This window comes from Mucilaginibacter endophyticus, from assembly GCF_003351025.1.
GTDB classification, from domain to species: domain Bacteria; phylum Bacteroidota; class Bacteroidia; order Sphingobacteriales; family Sphingobacteriaceae; genus Mucilaginibacter; species Mucilaginibacter endophyticus.
Genome location: NZ_QPCG01000002.1, coordinates 260881 through 278975, shown reverse-complemented (window position 1 = coordinate 278975; position 18095 = coordinate 260881). Strand labels below are relative to the sequence as shown.

13 protein-coding genes are annotated in these 18095 nt (G+C 41.4%); 6 read left to right on the top strand and 7 right to left on the bottom strand.

Annotated features, from left to right (window positions below; all coding sequences use genetic code 11):
* Positions 1-52: 52 nt before the first annotated feature.
* Together DUL71_RS08635 and DUL71_RS08630 are read left to right on the top strand one after the other, a co-directional pair.
* On the top strand, positions 53-1033 hold the full coding sequence (locus tag DUL71_RS08635; RefSeq protein WP_114937724.1) for a GlxA family transcriptional regulator: 981 nt from the start codon (positions 53-55) through the stop codon (positions 1031-1033).
* Positions 1034-1265: 232 nt separating this feature from the next.
* Positions 1266-2660, top strand: a complete 1395-nt coding sequence (locus tag DUL71_RS08630; protein WP_091206294.1) for an arginine decarboxylase — start codon at positions 1266-1268, stop codon at positions 2658-2660.
* Positions 2661-2715: 55 nt separating this feature from the next.
* On the opposite strand, the gene DUL71_RS08625 is transcribed toward DUL71_RS08630, so the two are convergent.
* The 7 genes from DUL71_RS08625 to DUL71_RS08590 all read right to left on the bottom strand — a co-directional run bounded on the left by DUL71_RS08625 (position 2716) and on the right by DUL71_RS08590 (position 13046).
* The gene (locus tag DUL71_RS08625) at positions 2716-2949 is read right to left on the bottom strand and encodes a hypothetical protein (protein WP_114937723.1); all 234 of its coding nucleotides are present in this window, start codon (positions 2947-2949) and stop codon (positions 2716-2718) included.
* A gap of 18 nt (positions 2950-2967) precedes the next feature.
* On the bottom strand, positions 2968-3360 hold the full coding sequence (locus DUL71_RS08620; protein WP_114937722.1) for a hypothetical protein: 393 nt from the start codon (positions 3358-3360) through the stop codon (positions 2968-2970).
* Positions 3361-3594: 234 nt separating this feature from the next.
* Positions 3595-4611: a PorP/SprF family type IX secretion system membrane protein gene (locus DUL71_RS08615; RefSeq protein ID WP_114937721.1), complete on the bottom strand. Its 1017-nt coding sequence runs from the start codon at positions 4609-4611 to the stop codon at positions 3595-3597.
* 2 nt (positions 4612-4613) lie between these two features.
* A complete protein-coding gene (locus tag DUL71_RS08610; RefSeq protein ID WP_154402346.1) occupies positions 4614-8147 on the bottom strand; it encodes a PKD domain-containing protein in 3534 nt (1177 codons plus the stop codon).
* A 95-nt stretch (positions 8148-8242) separates the two neighbouring features.
* The gene (locus DUL71_RS08605; RefSeq protein WP_114937719.1) at positions 8243-8947 is read right to left on the bottom strand and encodes an NUDIX hydrolase; all 705 of its coding nucleotides are present in this window, start codon (positions 8945-8947) and stop codon (positions 8243-8245) included.
* Positions 8948-9495: 548 nt separating this feature from the next.
* A complete protein-coding gene (locus tag DUL71_RS08595) occupies positions 9496-11256 on the bottom strand; it encodes an ABC transporter ATP-binding protein (RefSeq protein WP_114937717.1) in 1761 nt (586 codons plus the stop codon).
* 35 nt (positions 11257-11291) lie between these two features.
* The gene (locus DUL71_RS08590; RefSeq protein ID WP_114937716.1) at positions 11292-13046 is read right to left on the bottom strand and encodes an ABC transporter ATP-binding protein; all 1755 of its coding nucleotides are present in this window, start codon (positions 13044-13046) and stop codon (positions 11292-11294) included.
* Between the two features lie 246 nt (positions 13047-13292).
* On the opposite strand from DUL71_RS08590, the gene DUL71_RS08585 reads away from it, so the two are divergent.
* From DUL71_RS08585 to DUL71_RS08570, 4 genes are all read left to right on the top strand, one after another.
* The gene (locus DUL71_RS08585; RefSeq protein WP_114937715.1) at positions 13293-13925 is read left to right on the top strand and encodes a MarR family winged helix-turn-helix transcriptional regulator; all 633 of its coding nucleotides are present in this window, start codon (positions 13293-13295) and stop codon (positions 13923-13925) included.
* Between the two features lie 155 nt (positions 13926-14080).
* Positions 14081-14770 carry an ABC transporter ATP-binding protein gene (locus tag DUL71_RS08580; protein ID WP_114938503.1) on the top strand — a complete coding sequence of 230 codons (690 nt, stop codon included), beginning with the start codon at positions 14081-14083 and terminating at the stop codon, positions 14768-14770.
* 4 nt (positions 14771-14774) lie between these two features.
* Positions 14775-17330, top strand: coding sequence for an ABC transporter permease (locus DUL71_RS08575; protein WP_208645506.1), 2556 nt, complete (start codon positions 14775-14777; stop codon positions 17328-17330).
* A gap of 20 nt (positions 17331-17350) precedes the next feature.
* Positions 17351-18037: an arylesterase gene (locus tag DUL71_RS08570; protein ID WP_114937714.1), complete on the top strand. Its 687-nt coding sequence runs from the start codon at positions 17351-17353 to the stop codon at positions 18035-18037.
* Positions 18038-18095 lie beyond the last annotated feature (58 nt).

Genomic DNA, 18095 nt, shown 5'->3' with positions numbered 1-18095 from the left:
CTTTGACGTTTACTATCTTTATCCAATATAACCAATTATTCAATTACCAAGCATGAAACATGTAGCTATCCTGATACCTAATGAGGCGGTTTTGGCCAGTATTGTAGATGCCCGGACTATCTTTACCGGAGCCAATGACTTTTTACAATCCGTGGGCAGGCAGCCGGTTTTTGATGTGCACATGGTTGGTCTTGCCAAAGAGGTTAAAGTGCATGGTGGCATGTTCTCGGTTCACCCCGATCTTTTGATGAGTGAATTGGGAAAAACCGACATGGTGATCATCCCGGCTATAAGCGGCGATCTGGACAATGCAGTAAAGATAAATCAGGAGTTTGTACCATGGATCATCAATCAATACAAAAACGGCGCTGAAATAGTTAGTTTGTGTATCGGCTCGTTTATACTGGCCTCTACTGGGTTATTAAATGGTAAAGAATGTTCCAGCCACTGGATCACAGCAGATAAGTTTAGAAGCATGTTCCCGGAAGTAACACTGGTTGACGGACGCATTGTTACCGAACAGCAAGGCTTATATTCAAGTGGAGGCGCTACATCTTACTGGAGTTTGTTACTATTGTTAATAGAGAAGTATGCCGGCAGGGATATAGCTATTATGGCAGCCAAGATCTATGCACTGGAAATAGACCGGAAAAGTCAGTCGCCTTTTGCAATGTTCACCGGGCAAAAGAAGCATGAGGATGATCCGATTAAGCAAGCTCAAGAATACATCGAAAATAATGTAACGGAGAAAATTTCGGTTGAAGACCTTTCTTCGAAATATGCCATAGGCCGCAGGCACTTTGAACGCCGGTTTAAGAAAGCCACCAACAATACGCCGGTTGAATATATTCAACGAGTGAAGATTGAAGCCGCAAAAAAGCAACTGGAAAGCACCCCGAAAAACGTCAACGAAGTAATGTATGATGTTGGTTATACCGATGCCAAAGCGTTCCGTACGGTTTTCAAAAAAATCACTGGATTATCGCCAATTGATTACCGAAATAAATACAATAAAGAGGCTGCGGTGGCATAGTCGCGCCTGCCGGTATTTTTAGTGATTATATACCCTCCTAATGAGCTATATTATAGTTTCATTATTATCGAAAATTTCTATGGATTATCGAATGCAACGTACTGTGTAACAGTGGCTAATGAGCAAGCTCTCTTTTGCTGCAAAAACATTACATTCTGTCAATAAAATTAATCCTAACAAATAGCAAGATATTCCGTTTAAAAATTACATTTTTGCCCCAAAATTTTAAAGGATGCAGAGTTACCAGGAATTTCTTGATTTAAGTGTAGGCTTTCCACAGGATGGTTTTGAGATCATCGACGATGAGCTATACTTTCAGGACCTAAATTTGATGGAGATGATTGAAACGTATGGTACCCCCCTACGCTTTACTTATCTGCCTTTGATCTCTAAAAAGATCCAGCAGGCCAAGTTGTTGTTTCAACAGGCTATCATCAAAAACAATTATCGCGGCAGCTATAAATACTGCTATTGCACCAAGAGCTCGCATTTCAGGCATATTGTTGAAGAAGCCCTGAAAAACGAAATCCACCTGGAAACATCATCGGCTTTTGATATGCCAATGATTGACGCATTAGAGAAAAAAGGCACCGTAACAAAGGATATTACCGTAATATGTAACGGTTTTAAAACCTTCCAATACAAAACATATATTATCGACATGCTGCATGATGGCTTCAAGAACATCATCCCTGTATTGGATAATAAAGAAGAATTTAACCTTTACGACGACGAAATTGAGATGGATACTCCTTGTAACCTGGGTATCCGTATAGCGGCCGAAGAGCAGCCTGATTCTCAGTTTTATACTTCGCGTTTAGGTGTACGTATGGAAGATGTTATTGATTTTTATCATAATAAAATTGAGGACAACCCCAACTTCCAGGTTAAACTGTTACACTTCTTCATTAACTCGGGTATTTCAGATACACCATACTACTGGAACGAGCTGGAGAAATATGTAACGCTTTACTGTAAATTCAAGAAAGTAAATCCGCATTTGGATACGCTTGATATTGGTGGTGGTATGCCATTTAAAGATTCGCTGGTTTTCGATTTTGATTATGAATACATGATCAACGAGATTGTAAGCCGTATCAAAGAAATTTGTGCCGAGCATGATACCATGGAACCGGATATCATTACCGAATTTGGTAAGTATACTGTGGCTGAAGCTTCAGGTATCCTTTACAAAGTATTAGGCCGCAAGCAACAAAATGATCGCGAACGCTGGTTGATGCTTGATGGTTCATTCATCACTAACCTTCCCGATGTTTGGGCATTAAATCAAAAGTACATTCTGTTGCCGGTTAACAACTGGGATTCGGAATATGAGCGTGTAAACCTTGGCGGCATCACCTGCGATGGTCAGGATTATTACAACCAGGAAGCGCACATGAACAGCGTATTTATGCCTAAAACCCGTAAGGTACAGTATTTAGGTTTCTTTAATACAGGAGCTTATCAGGAGGTATTAAGCGGCTATGGCGGTATTCACCATTGTTTGCTACCATCACCTAAGCACGTGATCATTCGCCGTAACAGGGATGAAACTTTCAACTTTGAAGTATTTGGCGAAGAGCAAAACAGTAAACAGGTACTAAAAATTCTGGGTTATACTACCTAATAGTATAAACATCAGCATAAAAAGAAAGGTGGCCATATCAGCCACCTTTTTCTTTTTAACGACCTATGGTGCCATCTCCGACACCGGCGCCTTCAACATTCTGATCTGGAAGATCTGCCAGGCTACCATCCTCATGTAAAACTCTAAAGTTCATTTTTTGAGGACCTTTTGTTTCGAGACAGGGATTGATCCGGGTGGTATTGTTATCACTGCCGGTTATGCCACTTTCCCTTGTCTCTTTAATGTTACCTTGCCTTGAGGCAGAATGATCGTCTCGATAATCACTCATGATTATTTCCTCCTATTCCTAAATCCCTTCGGTTCCGGGTTCATGGCCTACCATGCGTCCGGTTGTGCGGCCCTGCGGGCGGCTTTCAAAATCGGTTTTAGCCGGACCCACTGAAGGAAATTCTTTTTTATTCGGTGGTGTTACGTCTGTTTGTTCACTAAATGATGTGTCCGCACTTTTATTGGGTTGATTAACCTCAGATTGACTATGAGTCCCTACCTTTTCTTTCTCAGGATTTTCTACCTCAGGTTTTCCGTCATAATCTACTATATCATCCGCCTCATCATCATCGCTTTTAAGATTTCGGTTAGCATAAGCTTCGTCACCATTCACAGAAAATGAATTGGTATTATTCTCAAAATTGTTGTGGTTGCTGTTCTGGTTATCCCAGTTCTCATTATTGGTATTCATAGGTTTTAATTTTAGTTGTTATTAAATAAACCTATGGAGCGATCTTATTGTTTTAATTTTTATCTTTTTAAGAAACTTAATTCATTAAATTCCAACATAATCGCCAAACAGTTTTTGTTAATTAGGAAAGAAGCATCCGCACCAATTTACATCCAAATAGCAACACCACATTGGTGTACACAATTTGCTTTGGTAAAGGCAATTAAGTGTATAGCTTAAAAACGATTTTAAAAATTAAAAAGTATGCTGAGGGCAGGTTACTTTATACCGATTGTTAAGCAGGATACCTAATACAATTTCATGCGAACCATGACTTACTGTATTTAAGGCCGATGTCGTAAAATCATAAGAGTAGCCAACATTGATCAATGAACTCAAGTTAAAACCAACCAATGCAGCATATGAGTCGTTACGGCGATATGAACCACCAATCCAGAATTTATCACGGAATGACATTTTCATATTCACATCAAAAGTTACCGGTACAGGAGCTATAAATTTCAGCAAAGCCGAAGGCATCAATGTAATATCATCAGATACAAAAAGTTTGACACCGCCGGTCACAAAATAATGTGGTACGGTTTTATTTTGAACGGCTGTTGTAGATGTGGTTACATATAAATTTTGTGGCAAGATCTGCTGTACAGACGCTCCGAAGAAGTAGTTTGACGAATATGCCCATACTCCCACCCCTAAATCGGGTTTCCATTGTGAGCCTGTAATGTTGTTGATAGTAGGGTCGTTAGGATCAACATAAGTAAGTTTACTTACATCAATCACATTATGACTAACGCCGGCCGATACACCTACAGCTAAATTCAATGTTTCGGTTAGGCCAAGGTGATAAGCATAAGTAGCATCAATATTGGTTTGTGTTATGGGGCCTGTTTTATCAGATACTACCATTAAACCAATACCATGATGTGGCTCGGCAGCCATATAATTTTGAGTGTATGACCTGCTTGAAGGGTTTAAACCGCCGCCGGCTGGAAACGCGGTAGCATCACCCTGTAAAAACCTGTTGCCAATAGGTGCATTCACCGAAACATAAGAAGTTACAGGCGCCCCTTCAAGGCCGGTCCACTGGCTCCGGTAACCCAACTTTACATCGGTGTAGTTTTCTATACCACTTAATGCAGGATTTAAAAGGTAGTTGTTGAATACGTATTGAGTGTACTGCGGTCGTTGCTGAGCTTTTACTAACTGAGCTGCCGTGGCAATAATTACTAAAGTATATAAAATTCGCTTCATTTTTATCTGATAATGGTCACATTACCTGCAATAACCTCGCGGCCATTTTTTGGGTTAATAATATAATAATAAGTTCCCGGAGGCAAATATGAACCGTTGTATTTGCCATCCCAAGGTATGCTATAACCAATTGACGAATATACCTTTTCTCCGTATCTGTTGTATACGTCAACTTTATTATTTGGATAACTTTCCAAATATTTAACATTCCAAAAATCATTCACCCCATCACCATTGGGAGTAAACGTATTGGGAATAACTAAAAACTTCAAAACCTTTACCGATACACTGGCCATTGCCTTACATCCGTGAGCCGAGGTAACTACCAGTTGGTAAGTAACATCCTGCGCAGGACTTGCCACCGGGGTAGCTATATCGTCATGATCAAGCCCTGTTGCCGGCGTCCATTTATAGGTTAAATTGTCATTGTTTACAATCGGTTTTAAAACACGCTTGGTTCCTTCAAGCATGGTGAAATCCGGGCCTAATGAAACCAAAGGTGACGGATCAACCTTAATTTGCTGAAGAACCGTATCTGCGCAAGCGTTTGCAGCTGTATAAATATACCGGATATCAAATGTTCCGGCGCCTGAAACAGCCGGGTTAAATATACCATCGGCACTAATACCCGTTCCTGAAAATACCCCTACTCCTACAGGCCCATCAGGTTTTGGTATTAACTGGTATGGTTGCGATTCGATACAAAGAACAGGGACCGGATCAAAAGTCACCAGAGGTGATGCCTTCAAATTAACGGGGAGTTCTATAGGGTCAGAACATAACGCGCCCGAATATGCTACTGCTTTTAAAGTAACAACACGGGCCCCTGTAGTAAACGAAGGATATTTGTGCCTCAGCTGCAACCCAAATGCAGGGTGATCATAGACTACCGTGGTTGAAGGATCGCTGCTGTCATAAGTAACCTCGAGCCGGGTAATTGCACCAAAATTAACAGAGGACTGATTTTCAAAAAACACCTCCTGGGCGCTGCACAAACTTGCCGGGTTCTGAACAACTATACCAGCCTTAGGCTTGCTCCCATTAATTGTTAGTGATTTTGGAGCCGATGTAAAAGAACATCCATATTTGGAAGTAACCTTAAGTGTAACCTGGTAATTGCCGGCTAAGAAATGATGCTTAGGGTTTTTCTCGTGCGAAATATTGGCGTTGCCTGCTGTTGCGTTTGGATCGCCGAAGTTCCATTCGTAAGCAAAGTCAGCTTCTGTGGCATCGGCAATCGTGCTTTGATCAGTAAACTGAGCAAAGTCCTCTTCACAGGCTTCCGGCAATAAAAAATCAACTACTGGCACAGGATAAACGTTAACAGGCAACTGGGCTATATTACTTGTACAACCATTACTATTGGTAACAGTTAGTTTAGCCAAATAATTGCCCGGTTTGCTATACGTGTGGTTAAACGGATTTTTGCTTGTAAGGGTTTCAACCGGAGTGTCATCATTAAAATCCCATTGCCAGCTAACAATATCTCCCTCGGCTGTTGTAGAGTTGTCTGTAAAAGTAATATCCTGCCCAACGCAATTTGGTGACGAATAGCTAAATGAAGCAACCGGAGGTGCCGATATGTGTACTTTTATAGGATCTGATGCCTCGCCGCAGCCGTTTTCGTTAGTAATAAACAATGACACCATATAGTCCCCAGGTTGGGCGTATTTATGTTTGGGGTTCTGTACTACATCGGTCAAGCCATCTCCAAAGTCCCATTTCCAGCTTTTAATTTGCCGGGTACCGGATGTTGACTGATCCGTAAACTGGACGTCGCTACCCAAACAGGGATCAGCAAAAGTGAATTTAACAATCGGTGAAGCTGAGATATTAAAGTCAAATTCTATATCTTCATTCGTACCACATTCATCGGCAATAGGATTAAATACAGTGGCCACAACACTATAGTCACCATCGCTGTAAACTTCATCTCCAGGATATTCATAAGTATACAGCACTTTTGAATCTTTTACTATTGAACCCGTTGGCACCGGGTTATTCATAACAAGTGCCGGACTACCATTTTTTAGATCCCAAGTTATTTTATTGGTTTGAAAAGGCAATGTCAACTGCAGCTTATAATGCGTATCGGCACAGCCATTTGTCTGTATTGTATTATCAGCAGAATTTCGTAAGGCTATAAATTCGTTCAGGTTTTTAAGGTTTGTACCGGCGGCATATCCATAAGATTCCAGCTTGCCAAACCCATAAGCTATTGCATTAAAACCATCTGACGCTCTGATATTGTGTACCCCGGCATTGACACTAATTTGCGCGTAAGAATAAATACTATTAGGCACCGGCGAAAACTGGGTATAAGGTACCCCATCAAGCGAAAACGTTGGTACCGCTGCGGTTTTAATAATTACGTTAATGTAATTATCAATGATCCGATAGTTGCCTGTAGAGTTTAATGTAACATGATCAAGTGTTTGCTCAATAGGCGTTAAATATATCATTTCGGGGTCGCCGGTATCATTAGATGTGAGCTGGCAATTTAAAGCCTCCCCTTGAGTAACCGCGTATTGAACTACCTGGATTGGCTTATCGGAAGTAATAATATTGGGCGTGGTTGAGGTAAACTCATAATATAGGCCATTGATTAATCCTCCTCGTGCTGGCGCTCCGTTTACGGTGACATTTGCATCTGGTGAACTGAGTACTATTCTTATGATATCATAATTACGCCCTTTCAATGGCGAGGTTATATAATTTTTACCCCAAACCGCCAAAGGGTAAACCTGCTGAAAAAGATTATCCGACGATCCTTTATCGCCCTGGCATCCAATACTTATTTTTGAACTGCCCGAAAAAACGGCAATCTTTTTACAGGCTCCGGTAGCGCTCACAATTGAGCGGATACGGGTGCCGGTTAAATCTGTAGCGGATAGCCCCTGGTATACTTCTCCTTTTTTTAAAGTTATTGTAAATGGCTGATTTGCCGGGATGCCATTTAAGAGCGGCTGCGAGGGCGTTATCTCAACGGTGGTATTATCTTCAGTTGCAATAACTGCGAAGGTTGAGTAAGAGGGCACTCCTTCTGTGTTTTTTGTGCCGTTATTTGAGTTTGATACTTGCTGATAGTTAATAGAGAGATAATCCTTACCAAGAGTATTAACCGGGAGCAACAAAGTGGCGCCAGATACATTTTCGGCAAAAATATGCGCATAAACCGCTATGGGTTTAAACGATGTGACATGGATCCCCTTTAAAAATTGCCCCTGATTTCCTATAAAAGCTCCTGGAGGAATATTTACAGTTAAGATATCCTTAGCTTTAACCTGGTAAGTGCTTGCAAAGCTTCCATCCTCAACCTCTACCGTGACAGCGGTGTTTACATCAGATGTTATGTAAAGCTCCATTTGACTGTCCCTGCCCAGGGCACCGGGATTGCCGGCTGCACCATCAACGTGGTCAATATATGCGGTGTAAAACTCCGTGCCCTGGTTTGAACCTTGTGCTCGGGTATAAATAGCAAAACATATAAAAATAAGCGCGAGGCTTAATGATCGCAAAAAAGATATCCTGCTCAAAGGTTTTTAGTTGAATTTGGCTGGCGCGTTAAACCGCCCTTTAAAAGTACAAAAACCTTTAACTTAAGCTGGTAATTTTAAAAACAAAAGCAGGTTTAAAAAAACTTATCCGGGTTAGGTACCAGGTTCAGGAACTTTTCAAAGTTTTCTTCGTAATGCGATTGATCAAGTTTGTAATAAAACGCCCCTTTTTTTGACGAAAGCTTATCTTTTTCCGGGAGTTTTACCAGTAAACCGGTTGAAAGCAGCTTGCGACTAAAGTTCCTGTCATCAAACTTTGTTTGATAAACACCTTCATAAAGGGCTTGTAATTGCGGAATGGTGAATTTTTCGGGTAGTAACTGAAATAATATAGGGTGAAGTGCTGCTTTGTAACGCAGTTGTCTTTTAGCCATGCGTACCATTTCGTTGTGGTCAAATATCAGGTCGGGCATTTCATCCAGTAAAAACCATTCGGGATGATATTCCTCACTTAACTGAGCTTCATATTTATGAATATCAATTAGCGCGAAATAGGCGACCGAAAGCGTTCTTTCTACCGGGTCACGTTCCGGCTTACCAAATACCTGGAATTGCTCCATATAAACGTTCTTAAGCCCTGTACGCAACTCAAGTACACGATTTGCGGCATCTTCCGGCGATTCGGTGGGTTTTATAAAGCCACCTATGAGGCTCCACTTGTGTATTTCGGGCTCAAGGCCACGCTGTACAAGTAATAATTTGATATTAGCCCCGTCAAATCCGAATATGATACAATCTGTTGCTACTAAAATGCGCGTTTCGCCGCTATACTTATGCATAACTTAGATTAAGTTTATATGCAATGGTAAAAATAATTTAGCAATTATTTAGTGTTAATCGGACAACTATTTTATAAGTTCGTAATTTATCAACCTAAATTAAAATGATTTATCGCACCCGGATAAAAAAATGGGGTAAGTTTCTGATATATGGGATATCCTTCGTAATAATTTCCAACGTTATTATCAGAATTTATTTAACCCATGGCAGACAAACAACTGATCTTTTTTGTCTGATATCGTCCATGCTTGCATTCGGTACTGTAGTGGCCTATTATTTACTCATATTGCTTTTAAATCATATAACTGACAGTATTAGTAATCTTTTGGATGCCCTGCTTTTATATATCTCCTCCGAAATTGCATTTTTATTTACCGGGGATTACTGCTGTCTGTTTGGCCTCAGGTATATCTTTCACTGGTATACCGAACAAATCAACGCCGATATTCTTCATTTCCGAATCAATTTTGAAATCGCCCTTTCAACCTCATTCATGATATCAGCTATTATTTATTTTATAGTTGCCCAGGCATTTAACAATAAAAGATCAACTAACCCTTTTTCCCTGTAGTAACAGATCCATAGCGTCATCAAATGATCCGGCTCTGATCACCTCGCCCGAGTTTACAAAGAAAATTTCATCCGCATTTTCAATTGTATTTAAACGGTGCGCTATAATTACCCGAGTGGTAGTTTCAGGCAGGTTATCTAAAATGTCGCTCAATAACTTTTCGGTAATGGTATCAATGTTGGCTGTGGCTTCATCGAGGATCAATATTTCCGGATTACGTAAAACGGCTCGCATAAAGGCAATCAATTGTTTTTGGCCTAAGCTGATACTATCACCCCCTGATAAGACTTTGGTTTCCAGTCCTTCTTCAAAAATTGCCAGCAGGCTACCCAGGTTTGCATCCCTGATCACCTGTTCCATTTCCTCATTGGTATGATCTCTAAACAGCTCATTGCCGTAAAGGATATTATCCCTCACCGTGCCGGTAAACAGGAATGGTTCCTGCAAAATAAAACCTATTTTTCGGCTGCGTTCTTCGGCTGTAAAACTGCGGATATCTTTTCCGTCAAGCAGCACCAAACCTTTAGTTGGGTCATATAAACGCGCTATTAATGAAGCTGTTGTTGTTTTGCCGCCACCGGTTGGGCCAACCAGGGCGTAGGTTTTACCACGCTCAAGCTTAAAGCAGATATTGTGCAAGATCTCCCTGCTTTCGTCATAGCTAAAATGCACGTGCCTGAACTCGAGCAGGGCAGCGTCAGGTTCATTAACACCTGCCTGTAATACTGGTAGGTCAGTTTCGAGAGATAAGATCTGCGAAATCCTGTCCCAACCTGCCATGGCCAGCTGGAAGTTTGTCCAAAGAGCTGCCAGTTGCCTTAATGGGTTATAAAAGTTTGTTGCGTACGATAAGTAACTCACCAGCAAACCCACAGAAAACATGCCTTTACTAATAAGGTAAATACCAAAGCATAATACCGTAAGCTGGGCCATACTTGCAAATAAACCATAAACCGGTACAAAAACATTATTGGCAATACCCGATCCTACCGCCGTTTTATAGTTTTCATAATTGGCAATATTAAACCGCTTCCTGAAATAATCGCGACGGTTAAAAGCGATGATCACTTTAAAATTATTGATGCTTTCCTGGATCTCTCCGCTCAACGAACCTGTGCTTTTCAGGTTAGCAGCATTCTTTCTTTTTATCCATGGCGATAATACCAGTGTTAAAAACAAGATAACCAACGCGGGACATAAAGCCGCTGCTCCCAGCTCAATATTAATAGCCAACAAAAAAATACCGGCGCCAATCATGATGGAAATATTGCCTATAAACTGCATCAGCGACTGTGAAAAGAACTGATTAAGCTTATCAGTATCGTTGTTAACCCTCGATATCAGGTCGCCGGCTTTGTTTTGATTAAAGAAAGCTACCGGCAATTGCTGTAATTTATTAAAGATAGAGTTGCGCAAAGTAAACAACATCCTTTGTCCCACCCCACCCATTAATGTGGTTTGCTTATAACTGGTGAACAAAGCTAACAGATACATGCAAAACAAAATAGCAGCATTATGCAAAACGCCGTTAAAATCCTTATGCTGTACGTATTTATCGATGGTATGGCCAATAATAAGCGGACCCAGCAAGTTAAGTGTTGAGTTAACAAGGATGGCAAAAAAGGCAATAATAAGTGTGCGCTTTTCATGGGCAATAAGCTGCAACAGCTTTTTTAACCCGGCCAGTGTCGAAGTTTTTTGCTGATTTTTACCTATATGGTTAAGATCGTAGTTCATTGTAATTGATAGTTTTTCGGGTAATAACTTAATATTTAGTGGTTGATACCCTGCTCGTAATTGCTGGTACTTTGCTGCGAATTAAAGATCTGTACATAATCCGGACTGGTTTTCATCAGCTCATCATGTACGCCGGTAGCTACAATTTCTCCTTGCATTAATAGAATGATCTGATCATAATGCTCAACTGAAGCAATCTTTTGGGTTACCGATATTAGTGTTAAACCAGGATAATGCTTTTGAATATTTGCAAGGATATTCCTTTCCGTGTTGTTGTCAACCCTCGCGGTAAAATCGTCAAGCAACAATACCTTTGGATTAACAGCAAGTGCCCTTGCCAGCATAATCCGTTGTTTTTGCCCTCCCGAAAGACTTGAGCCGCGTTCAGAAACGATAGTACTCAACTTATCGGGCAGGTTATCGATGAACGCGCTTAATTCTGCCGTTTCAATAGCTTTTTGAAGCGATTCATCTGTTACCGTATCACTGAAGGCAATATTTTCACGAATGCTCATATTGAATATGATGCTGTCCTGAAAAACAAAGCCAACCTGTCGGTGAAAGGTTTCACTATCATATTCGGATAGTGGTTTATCATCAAATAAGACTTCACCCAAAGTGGCATTGATCAGGCCGGTAAGTAAATACAATAATTGTGTTTTACCTGCAGACGTAGGCCCGATGATAGCAATTTTTGAACCGGCCTTGACTTTAAACGATACATTTTTCAATGCTGCTTTTTGCCCGTAGCGCACCGTAACGTCCCTCAGTTCAACATCACCACGTAAAGTGTCTTTTAGCGGGCCGCCATCGGTAACATCCGGCGAGTTTAAAACAACACTTATACGGGTAAACGAAGCGGTGGCCTGGGCTATTAAGTTACTCATAAACCCTAAAATGAATATAGGGAATATCAATAATGAAAGGTAGCTATTGAAAGCTGCGAAGCTACCAAGGGTCATGCTGCCGCTGATCACGAAATGCCCGCCCATTACCAAAATCGTGAAGGCGGCCATGTTGGCTGTAAAGGTTACTATTGGGATAAGTCCTGCAAAGAAGCCGAGGATCCTCAAGCCATAATCTTTAGCTTCGGTGTTGGCCGCCAGAAATTTATTATACTCCAGTTGCTGCGAATTAATTACCCTGATCAGCGCTGCCCCAAGAATACTCTCGTTAATTACTTTATTAAGCTGATCAATAACGCCACGGCTTTTCATAAACAGGGCGCGCACATTTTTCAAAACGTAAAAGAAAGTACCACCGATAATGGGAATAATGGTGATCACAACCAATGCAAGCCTCCAGTTAATGGTAAGCAGCATAACACTGCAGCCAATAATGATAAACAGCGACGATACAATAGAAACCAAGGCCTGTGATACAAATAACTTAATTGAATCAATATCAGAAGTAAGATTGGTTAACAATTTTGAAGGGTTAGCCTGTTCAATAAAAGCATGAGTTTGACGGGATATTTTATCTGCCAGCTGCTGCCGCAGGTCACGGGCTACTTTTTCAGAGGCGAAGATTTGAACAACGGCTTGTAAACCGGCGAACAAAAACACAACCAATGTAGCCGTCAGGAATTTAGCCATAACCTCATTAATCACAAAATGGTGGTTTGAGTAGGCATCAATACCATTGGCTATAATTTTAGGCAGCCAAAGGTTCATGCTGTTGCCCAATAAGGCAAATAGCAGCAATAGCGCTACAAGCCCTTTATATGGTTTGAGCAAGCTAAATACACCTGGGGGCTTGCTGTTTGTTGTTTTTGTATGATCGGGTTGCATATTGATCTTATAATTTATAATTCTTTTTCGCGGATGTGTTTCGAGCCATTATTATGGTTGACGATTGGCCGGCGAAAACATTTTTATTCAATTTAAAATTATCGAAATAAATCAGAAGGATTTGCAAGCGCTGCTTATTTTCTATATATTTCTATTTCGATATATCTCAACAAATATATTTCTATTTAGGAATAATTAAAACATTTTAGAAATAAATTTTTAATTTTACATCCAAACCGGAATAAAATGAAACCAGTTGTACAATTAGTTGAAGAATGGGCAGCTTTTGAAGAAGTAAGCGAGCAACCTACCGTGGAGGCCTTTTGCAGGTATTATCTGCAAAAACAACGTCCTAAGCCCAAACAAGCCGGTAAAAAAGGCGAACGCATTATGAACGGTGCTTACCTGCTTAAAACACTTGGTCGTATATTGAGTGCTTATTCACTTTATTTCCGGTCGGCAGTGAATTATATAGGCATCCCTCCTGCCGAAAGCTTTTATTACCTGAATGGTTTACTCCACCTGGGGGAAGTAAGAAAAAGCGACCTGATTAATTATATGTTCGCAGAAACAACAACCGGTATGGAAGTCATAAACCGGCTTATCCGCGAAGAGAAAATAGATGAACGCACATCGCCTGATGATAAGCGCGCCAAGCTTATCAAAGTAAACCAGAAAGGACTTGCGGCATTGGATGAATATTATAAAATATCGGGCAAAGTAGTTGAAATGACCTTTAAAGGCATCGACGATGAAATTTTAATTGATTGCTACGAGATGCTTAAATATTGCGAACAACGTAACTCATCGTTAGCGATCGAGCTGAAAAATAAACCTTTCGACCAGATGTATGAGCATATAATGACCGATAAAGTATAAATTTAAAGAGTACGATTATCCAATTCTCAACACACGATAACCGGCTCTAAACCCAATGTCAGCTAAAAGTAAAGATGGCATAATACTTGAACATTCAATGGCCGGGCTTGGTAACAACCCCGGCTTTTTCGTATCTATACCATAAAAAAATACCTGTGGACAATATCCTCAATATCTCCAATCTAAGTAAAACATATCAAAGTGCCGGTCGTACGCTTACCGTGCTCGATCAAATAAACTTTTCGGTAGCGGCAGGTTCAACCAACGCTATAGTTGGCCCCTCAGGCAGCGGGAAAACCACCTTGCTTGGTTTGTGTGCCGGGCTTGACCGTTCAACATCAGGTACAGTTGAACTCAACGGCATAAATTTGAGTAACCTTACCGAAGATCAGCGCGCGCAGGTGCGGAACCAGCATGTGGGTTTCATATTTCAGAATTTTCAGTTGCTGCCTACCCTAACTGCGCTTGAAAATGTAATGGTACCTCTTGAGCTCCGGGGCGAAAAAAATATCAGGGCAAGGGCTTTGGATCTTTTAGATAAAGTAGGCCTCTCAGAGCGCGGTCATCATTACCCACTCCAGCTTTCCGGCGGTGAACAGCAGCGGGTATCACTGGCGCGTGCTTTTTCAAATGCGCCACGCATCCTTTTTGCGGATGAACCTACCGGAAACCTCGATGCCGAAACCAGCGATAAAGTGATCAAACTCATCTTCGACCTGAATAAAGAAGCCGGCACTACACTTGTGGTAGTTACACACGACCCTGAACTGGCAGCCAAAACCCAACGCATCATCCGGATCAAAGGTGGCAAACTAATCTCCGACGAAAAAACCATTAACGCATAAGCTAATGGATAATAATATTGATTTTAAAAGAAAGATAAATATCCCCTGGCTGTTTCGGATGGCCCTGCGCGATAGCAGGCGTAATCGATCAAGGTTATTCCTTTTTATATCGGCCATTGTGTTTGGGATAGCTGCATTGGTGGCTATTTACTCCTTTAAATACAACGTGCAAAATGATATTAACGATCAGGCAGCTACACTGATTGGTGCAGATTTGGCAATCTCCGGCAATAAACCTGTAGATGATCAGTTAAAGCACATGCTCGATTCCATGGGCGACGAGCGCTCACAGGAACGGAGTTTTGCATCGATGCTCTATTTTCCACGCACCAATGGCACCCGGCTTGTACAGATCAGGGCTTTACAGGGAGGTTTCCCATATTATGGCACTTTAGAAACTACTCCGGAAGCAGCCGGGCTTACGTTCAAAAAAGGGCGGATGGCTTTGGTTGATAAAACCCTGATGTTGCAGTTTAATGCCCGCGTGGGCGACTCAGTTAAAGTAGGTAACCTGAATTTCCAGATTGCCGGCATCCTGAATAAAGCACCCGGACAAAGTGGTGTTATGGCAGGGATTGCGCCTGTAGTTTATATTCCGATGCAATACCTGGAGCAAACAGGGCTTATAAAAATTGGTAGCCGGGTTAATTACAGTTTTTACTATAAATTCAATTCTTCGGTAAACGTAAACAAGCTCAGCAAAAACCTTGACCCTGTACTTGACAAGGCCGGGATGCGCTTTGAAACCATCGAAACAAAAAAAGACAATACCGGCCGTGCCTTTGGCGACCTGAGCCGTTTTTTATCACTGGTAGGCTTTGTTGCCTTACTGCTGGGCTGTGTAGGTGTTGCCAGCGCTATTCATATTTATGTAAAGGAAAAGATTGCGTCGATAGCCATTATGCGCTGCCTGGGTGTAAAATCTTCCGAGGCGTTTTTGATCTACCTAATACAAATTATCGGGATCGGGATTATCGGCTCTGTTTCGGGAGCAATCTTAGGTACGGCCATTCAGCATTTATTGCCGCTGGTATTTAAGGACTTTCTACCTTTTACCATTTCGGTGCAAATATCATGGATGGCCATAGGCCAGGGTATTTTGTTGGGTGTAATCATCTCTATCCTGTTTGCTCTATTGCCCTTAATATCTGTAAGGAATATTTCGCCGCTTAACACGCTCCGTATGTCGGTAGATGAAAGCGGTAGACGGCGTGATCCATTACGCTGGCTGGTATATTTGCTGATACTGATCTTTGTAATAGCTTTTAGTTATTTGCAATTGGATAGCATTATGGGCAGTATTCTGTTCACGCTGGGGATCCTCATCGCGTTTATGATCCTAACAGTAACTGCCTGGTTACTGATGCGTATCACTAAAGCAATAGTAAAAGGTTCGTGGAGCTATTTATGGCGGCAAGGTTTTGCCAATTTATACCGTCCCAATAACCAAACCATTATACTTATAGTATCCATCGGCTTAAGCACCATGTTCATTTGCACGCTTTATTTTGTGCAAACGCTGTTAGTGCAGCAGGTAAATCTTTCAAGTAGCGGCAATCAGTCAAACATGATTTTGTTTGATATCCAGAGCAGTCAGGAAAAAGGCGTTGTTCAGTTGACCAAACAACAAGGGCTGCCTGTATTACAGCAGGTACCTATTGTTACCATGCGTATTGAGCAGATTAACGGCAAAACAGCTGCCGATCTCACTAAAGACACTACGATTAAGATACAACACGGTGTTTTTGCCTGGGAATACCGGGTAACATTCAGGGATTCATTAACCTCGTCAGAAAAATTATTGGATGGTAAATGGATTGGCCAGGCAGATCCGTCAAAGGAAATCCCTGTATCTGTTGAAGAAAACCTGTCCAAACGGGGCAATCTGAAAATTGGCGATAAAATAGTATTTAACGTGCAAGGCGTACAAATGCCGGCTTATGTAGCCAGTATCCGCAAGGTTAACTGGGGCAAAGTGCAGACTAATTTCCAGGTTGTTTTCCCTAAAGGAGTACTGGAAGACGCGCCACAATTTCATGTATTGATGACGCATGTGCCATCAAACAAGGTATCGGCCGCTTTTCAGCAACTGGTAGTAAAAACTTATCCCAATGTTTCGATCATCGATCTGGGTTTAATTTTAAGCGTTGTTGATGAACTGCTGAGCAAAATCAGTTACGTTATCCGTTTCATGAGCGCGTTTAGTATTATAACGGGTATCGTAGTACTGATAGCGTCGGTACGCATCAGCAAATACCAGCGCATCCAGGAAAGTGTGTTATTGCGTACCCTTGGGGCCAGCCGTAAGCAAATATTTACCATAACCGCATTGGAATACTGGTTTTTAGGTAGCTTATCTGCATTAACCGGTATCCTGATAGCGTTTGCCGGTACATATTTCCTTGCAAAATATAGCTTTGAAATACCATATAGTGTTAACGTATTACCGGCTCTTGTACTATTTTTGATTGTGAGTTTGTTAACCGTTATTATTGGCTTATTGAATAGCCGCGGCGTGTTAAACAAACCACCATTGGAAATTTTAAGAACAAACGCCTAAGCGCGTTGTATTTATTTTATATGAACAGAGTTATATTATCCGGCATTTTGCTTACTGCCCTCACTATTGCAGGCTGTGGCAACGGTGCTAAATCATCAAACAACGATCAAAACCAAGCAGCTACCGAAGTTGTAAAAACTGATTCTGCTTCCAAGAAAATAGTTTTGTTTTTTGGCGATAGCCTTACTGCCGGTTATGGCCTTGATGACCCTGCGGATGCTTTTCCGGGAGTGATCAGCAAGCGGGTTGATTCATTGAAACTACCGTACAAAGTTATAAATGCAGGCCTCAGCGGGGAAACTACAGCGGGCGGCAACGGCCGGATTAACTGGCTGTTGAAGCAAAAGATTGATGTTTTTGTACTGGAGCTTGGCGCAAACGACGGTCTCCGCGGGATCCCTGTGAGCGAAACAGCTAAGAACCTGCAATCTATAGTTGATAAAGTAAAATCAAAATACCCCGATGCCAAACTTGTTTTGTTAGGCATGCAGGTACCACCAAACATGGGTGCGGATTACTCCAATAAATTTAAAAGTGTATTTCCAACCCTTGCCACTAAAAATAAAATGGAACTGGTTCCCTTTCTGCTGAAGGATGTAGCAGGGGTACCGTCACTTAACCAGGGCGACGGTATCCATCCTACAACTCAGGGTGCCAAAATTGTTGCTGACAATGTTTGGGCGGTTTTAAAAGACGATCTGAAATAATTCAATTCTTCATATTAGCTTATTTGATACATAGCGCCAAGCCAGTTGAATAATTAAT

Bases quoted from the DNA above. Each gene is read 5' to 3' on its own strand.
- DUL71_RS08635 (WP_114937724.1), top strand. From the start codon at position 53: ATGAAACATGTAGCTATCCTGATACCTAATGAGGCGGTTTTGGCCAGT.
- DUL71_RS08630 (WP_091206294.1), top strand. From the start codon at position 1,266: ATGCAGAGTTACCAGGAATTTCTTGATTTAAGTGTAGGCTTTCCACAG.
- DUL71_RS08625 (WP_114937723.1), bottom strand. From the start codon at position 2,949: ATGAGTGATTATCGAGACGATCATTCTGCCTCAAGGCAAGGTAACATT.
- DUL71_RS08620 (WP_114937722.1), bottom strand. From the start codon at position 3,360: ATGAATACCAATAATGAGAACTGGGATAACCAGAACAGCAACCACAAC.
- DUL71_RS08615 (WP_114937721.1), bottom strand. From the start codon at position 4,611: ATGAAGCGAATTTTATATACTTTAGTAATTATTGCCACGGCAGCTCAG.
- DUL71_RS08605 (WP_114937719.1), bottom strand. From the start codon at position 8,947: ATGCATAAGTATAGCGGCGAAACGCGCATTTTAGTAGCAACAGATTGT.
- DUL71_RS08595 (WP_114937717.1), bottom strand. From the start codon at position 11,256: ATGAACTACGATCTTAACCATATAGGTAAAAATCAGCAAAAAACTTCG.
- DUL71_RS08590 (WP_114937716.1), bottom strand. From the start codon at position 13,046: ATGCAACCCGATCATACAAAAACAACAAACAGCAAGCCCCCAGGTGTA.
- DUL71_RS08585 (WP_114937715.1), top strand. From the start codon at position 13,293: ATGAAACCAGTTGTACAATTAGTTGAAGAATGGGCAGCTTTTGAAGAA.
- DUL71_RS08575 (WP_208645506.1), top strand. From the start codon at position 14,775: ATGGATAATAATATTGATTTTAAAAGAAAGATAAATATCCCCTGGCTG.
- DUL71_RS08570 (WP_114937714.1), top strand. From the start codon at position 17,351: ATGAACAGAGTTATATTATCCGGCATTTTGCTTACTGCCCTCACTATT.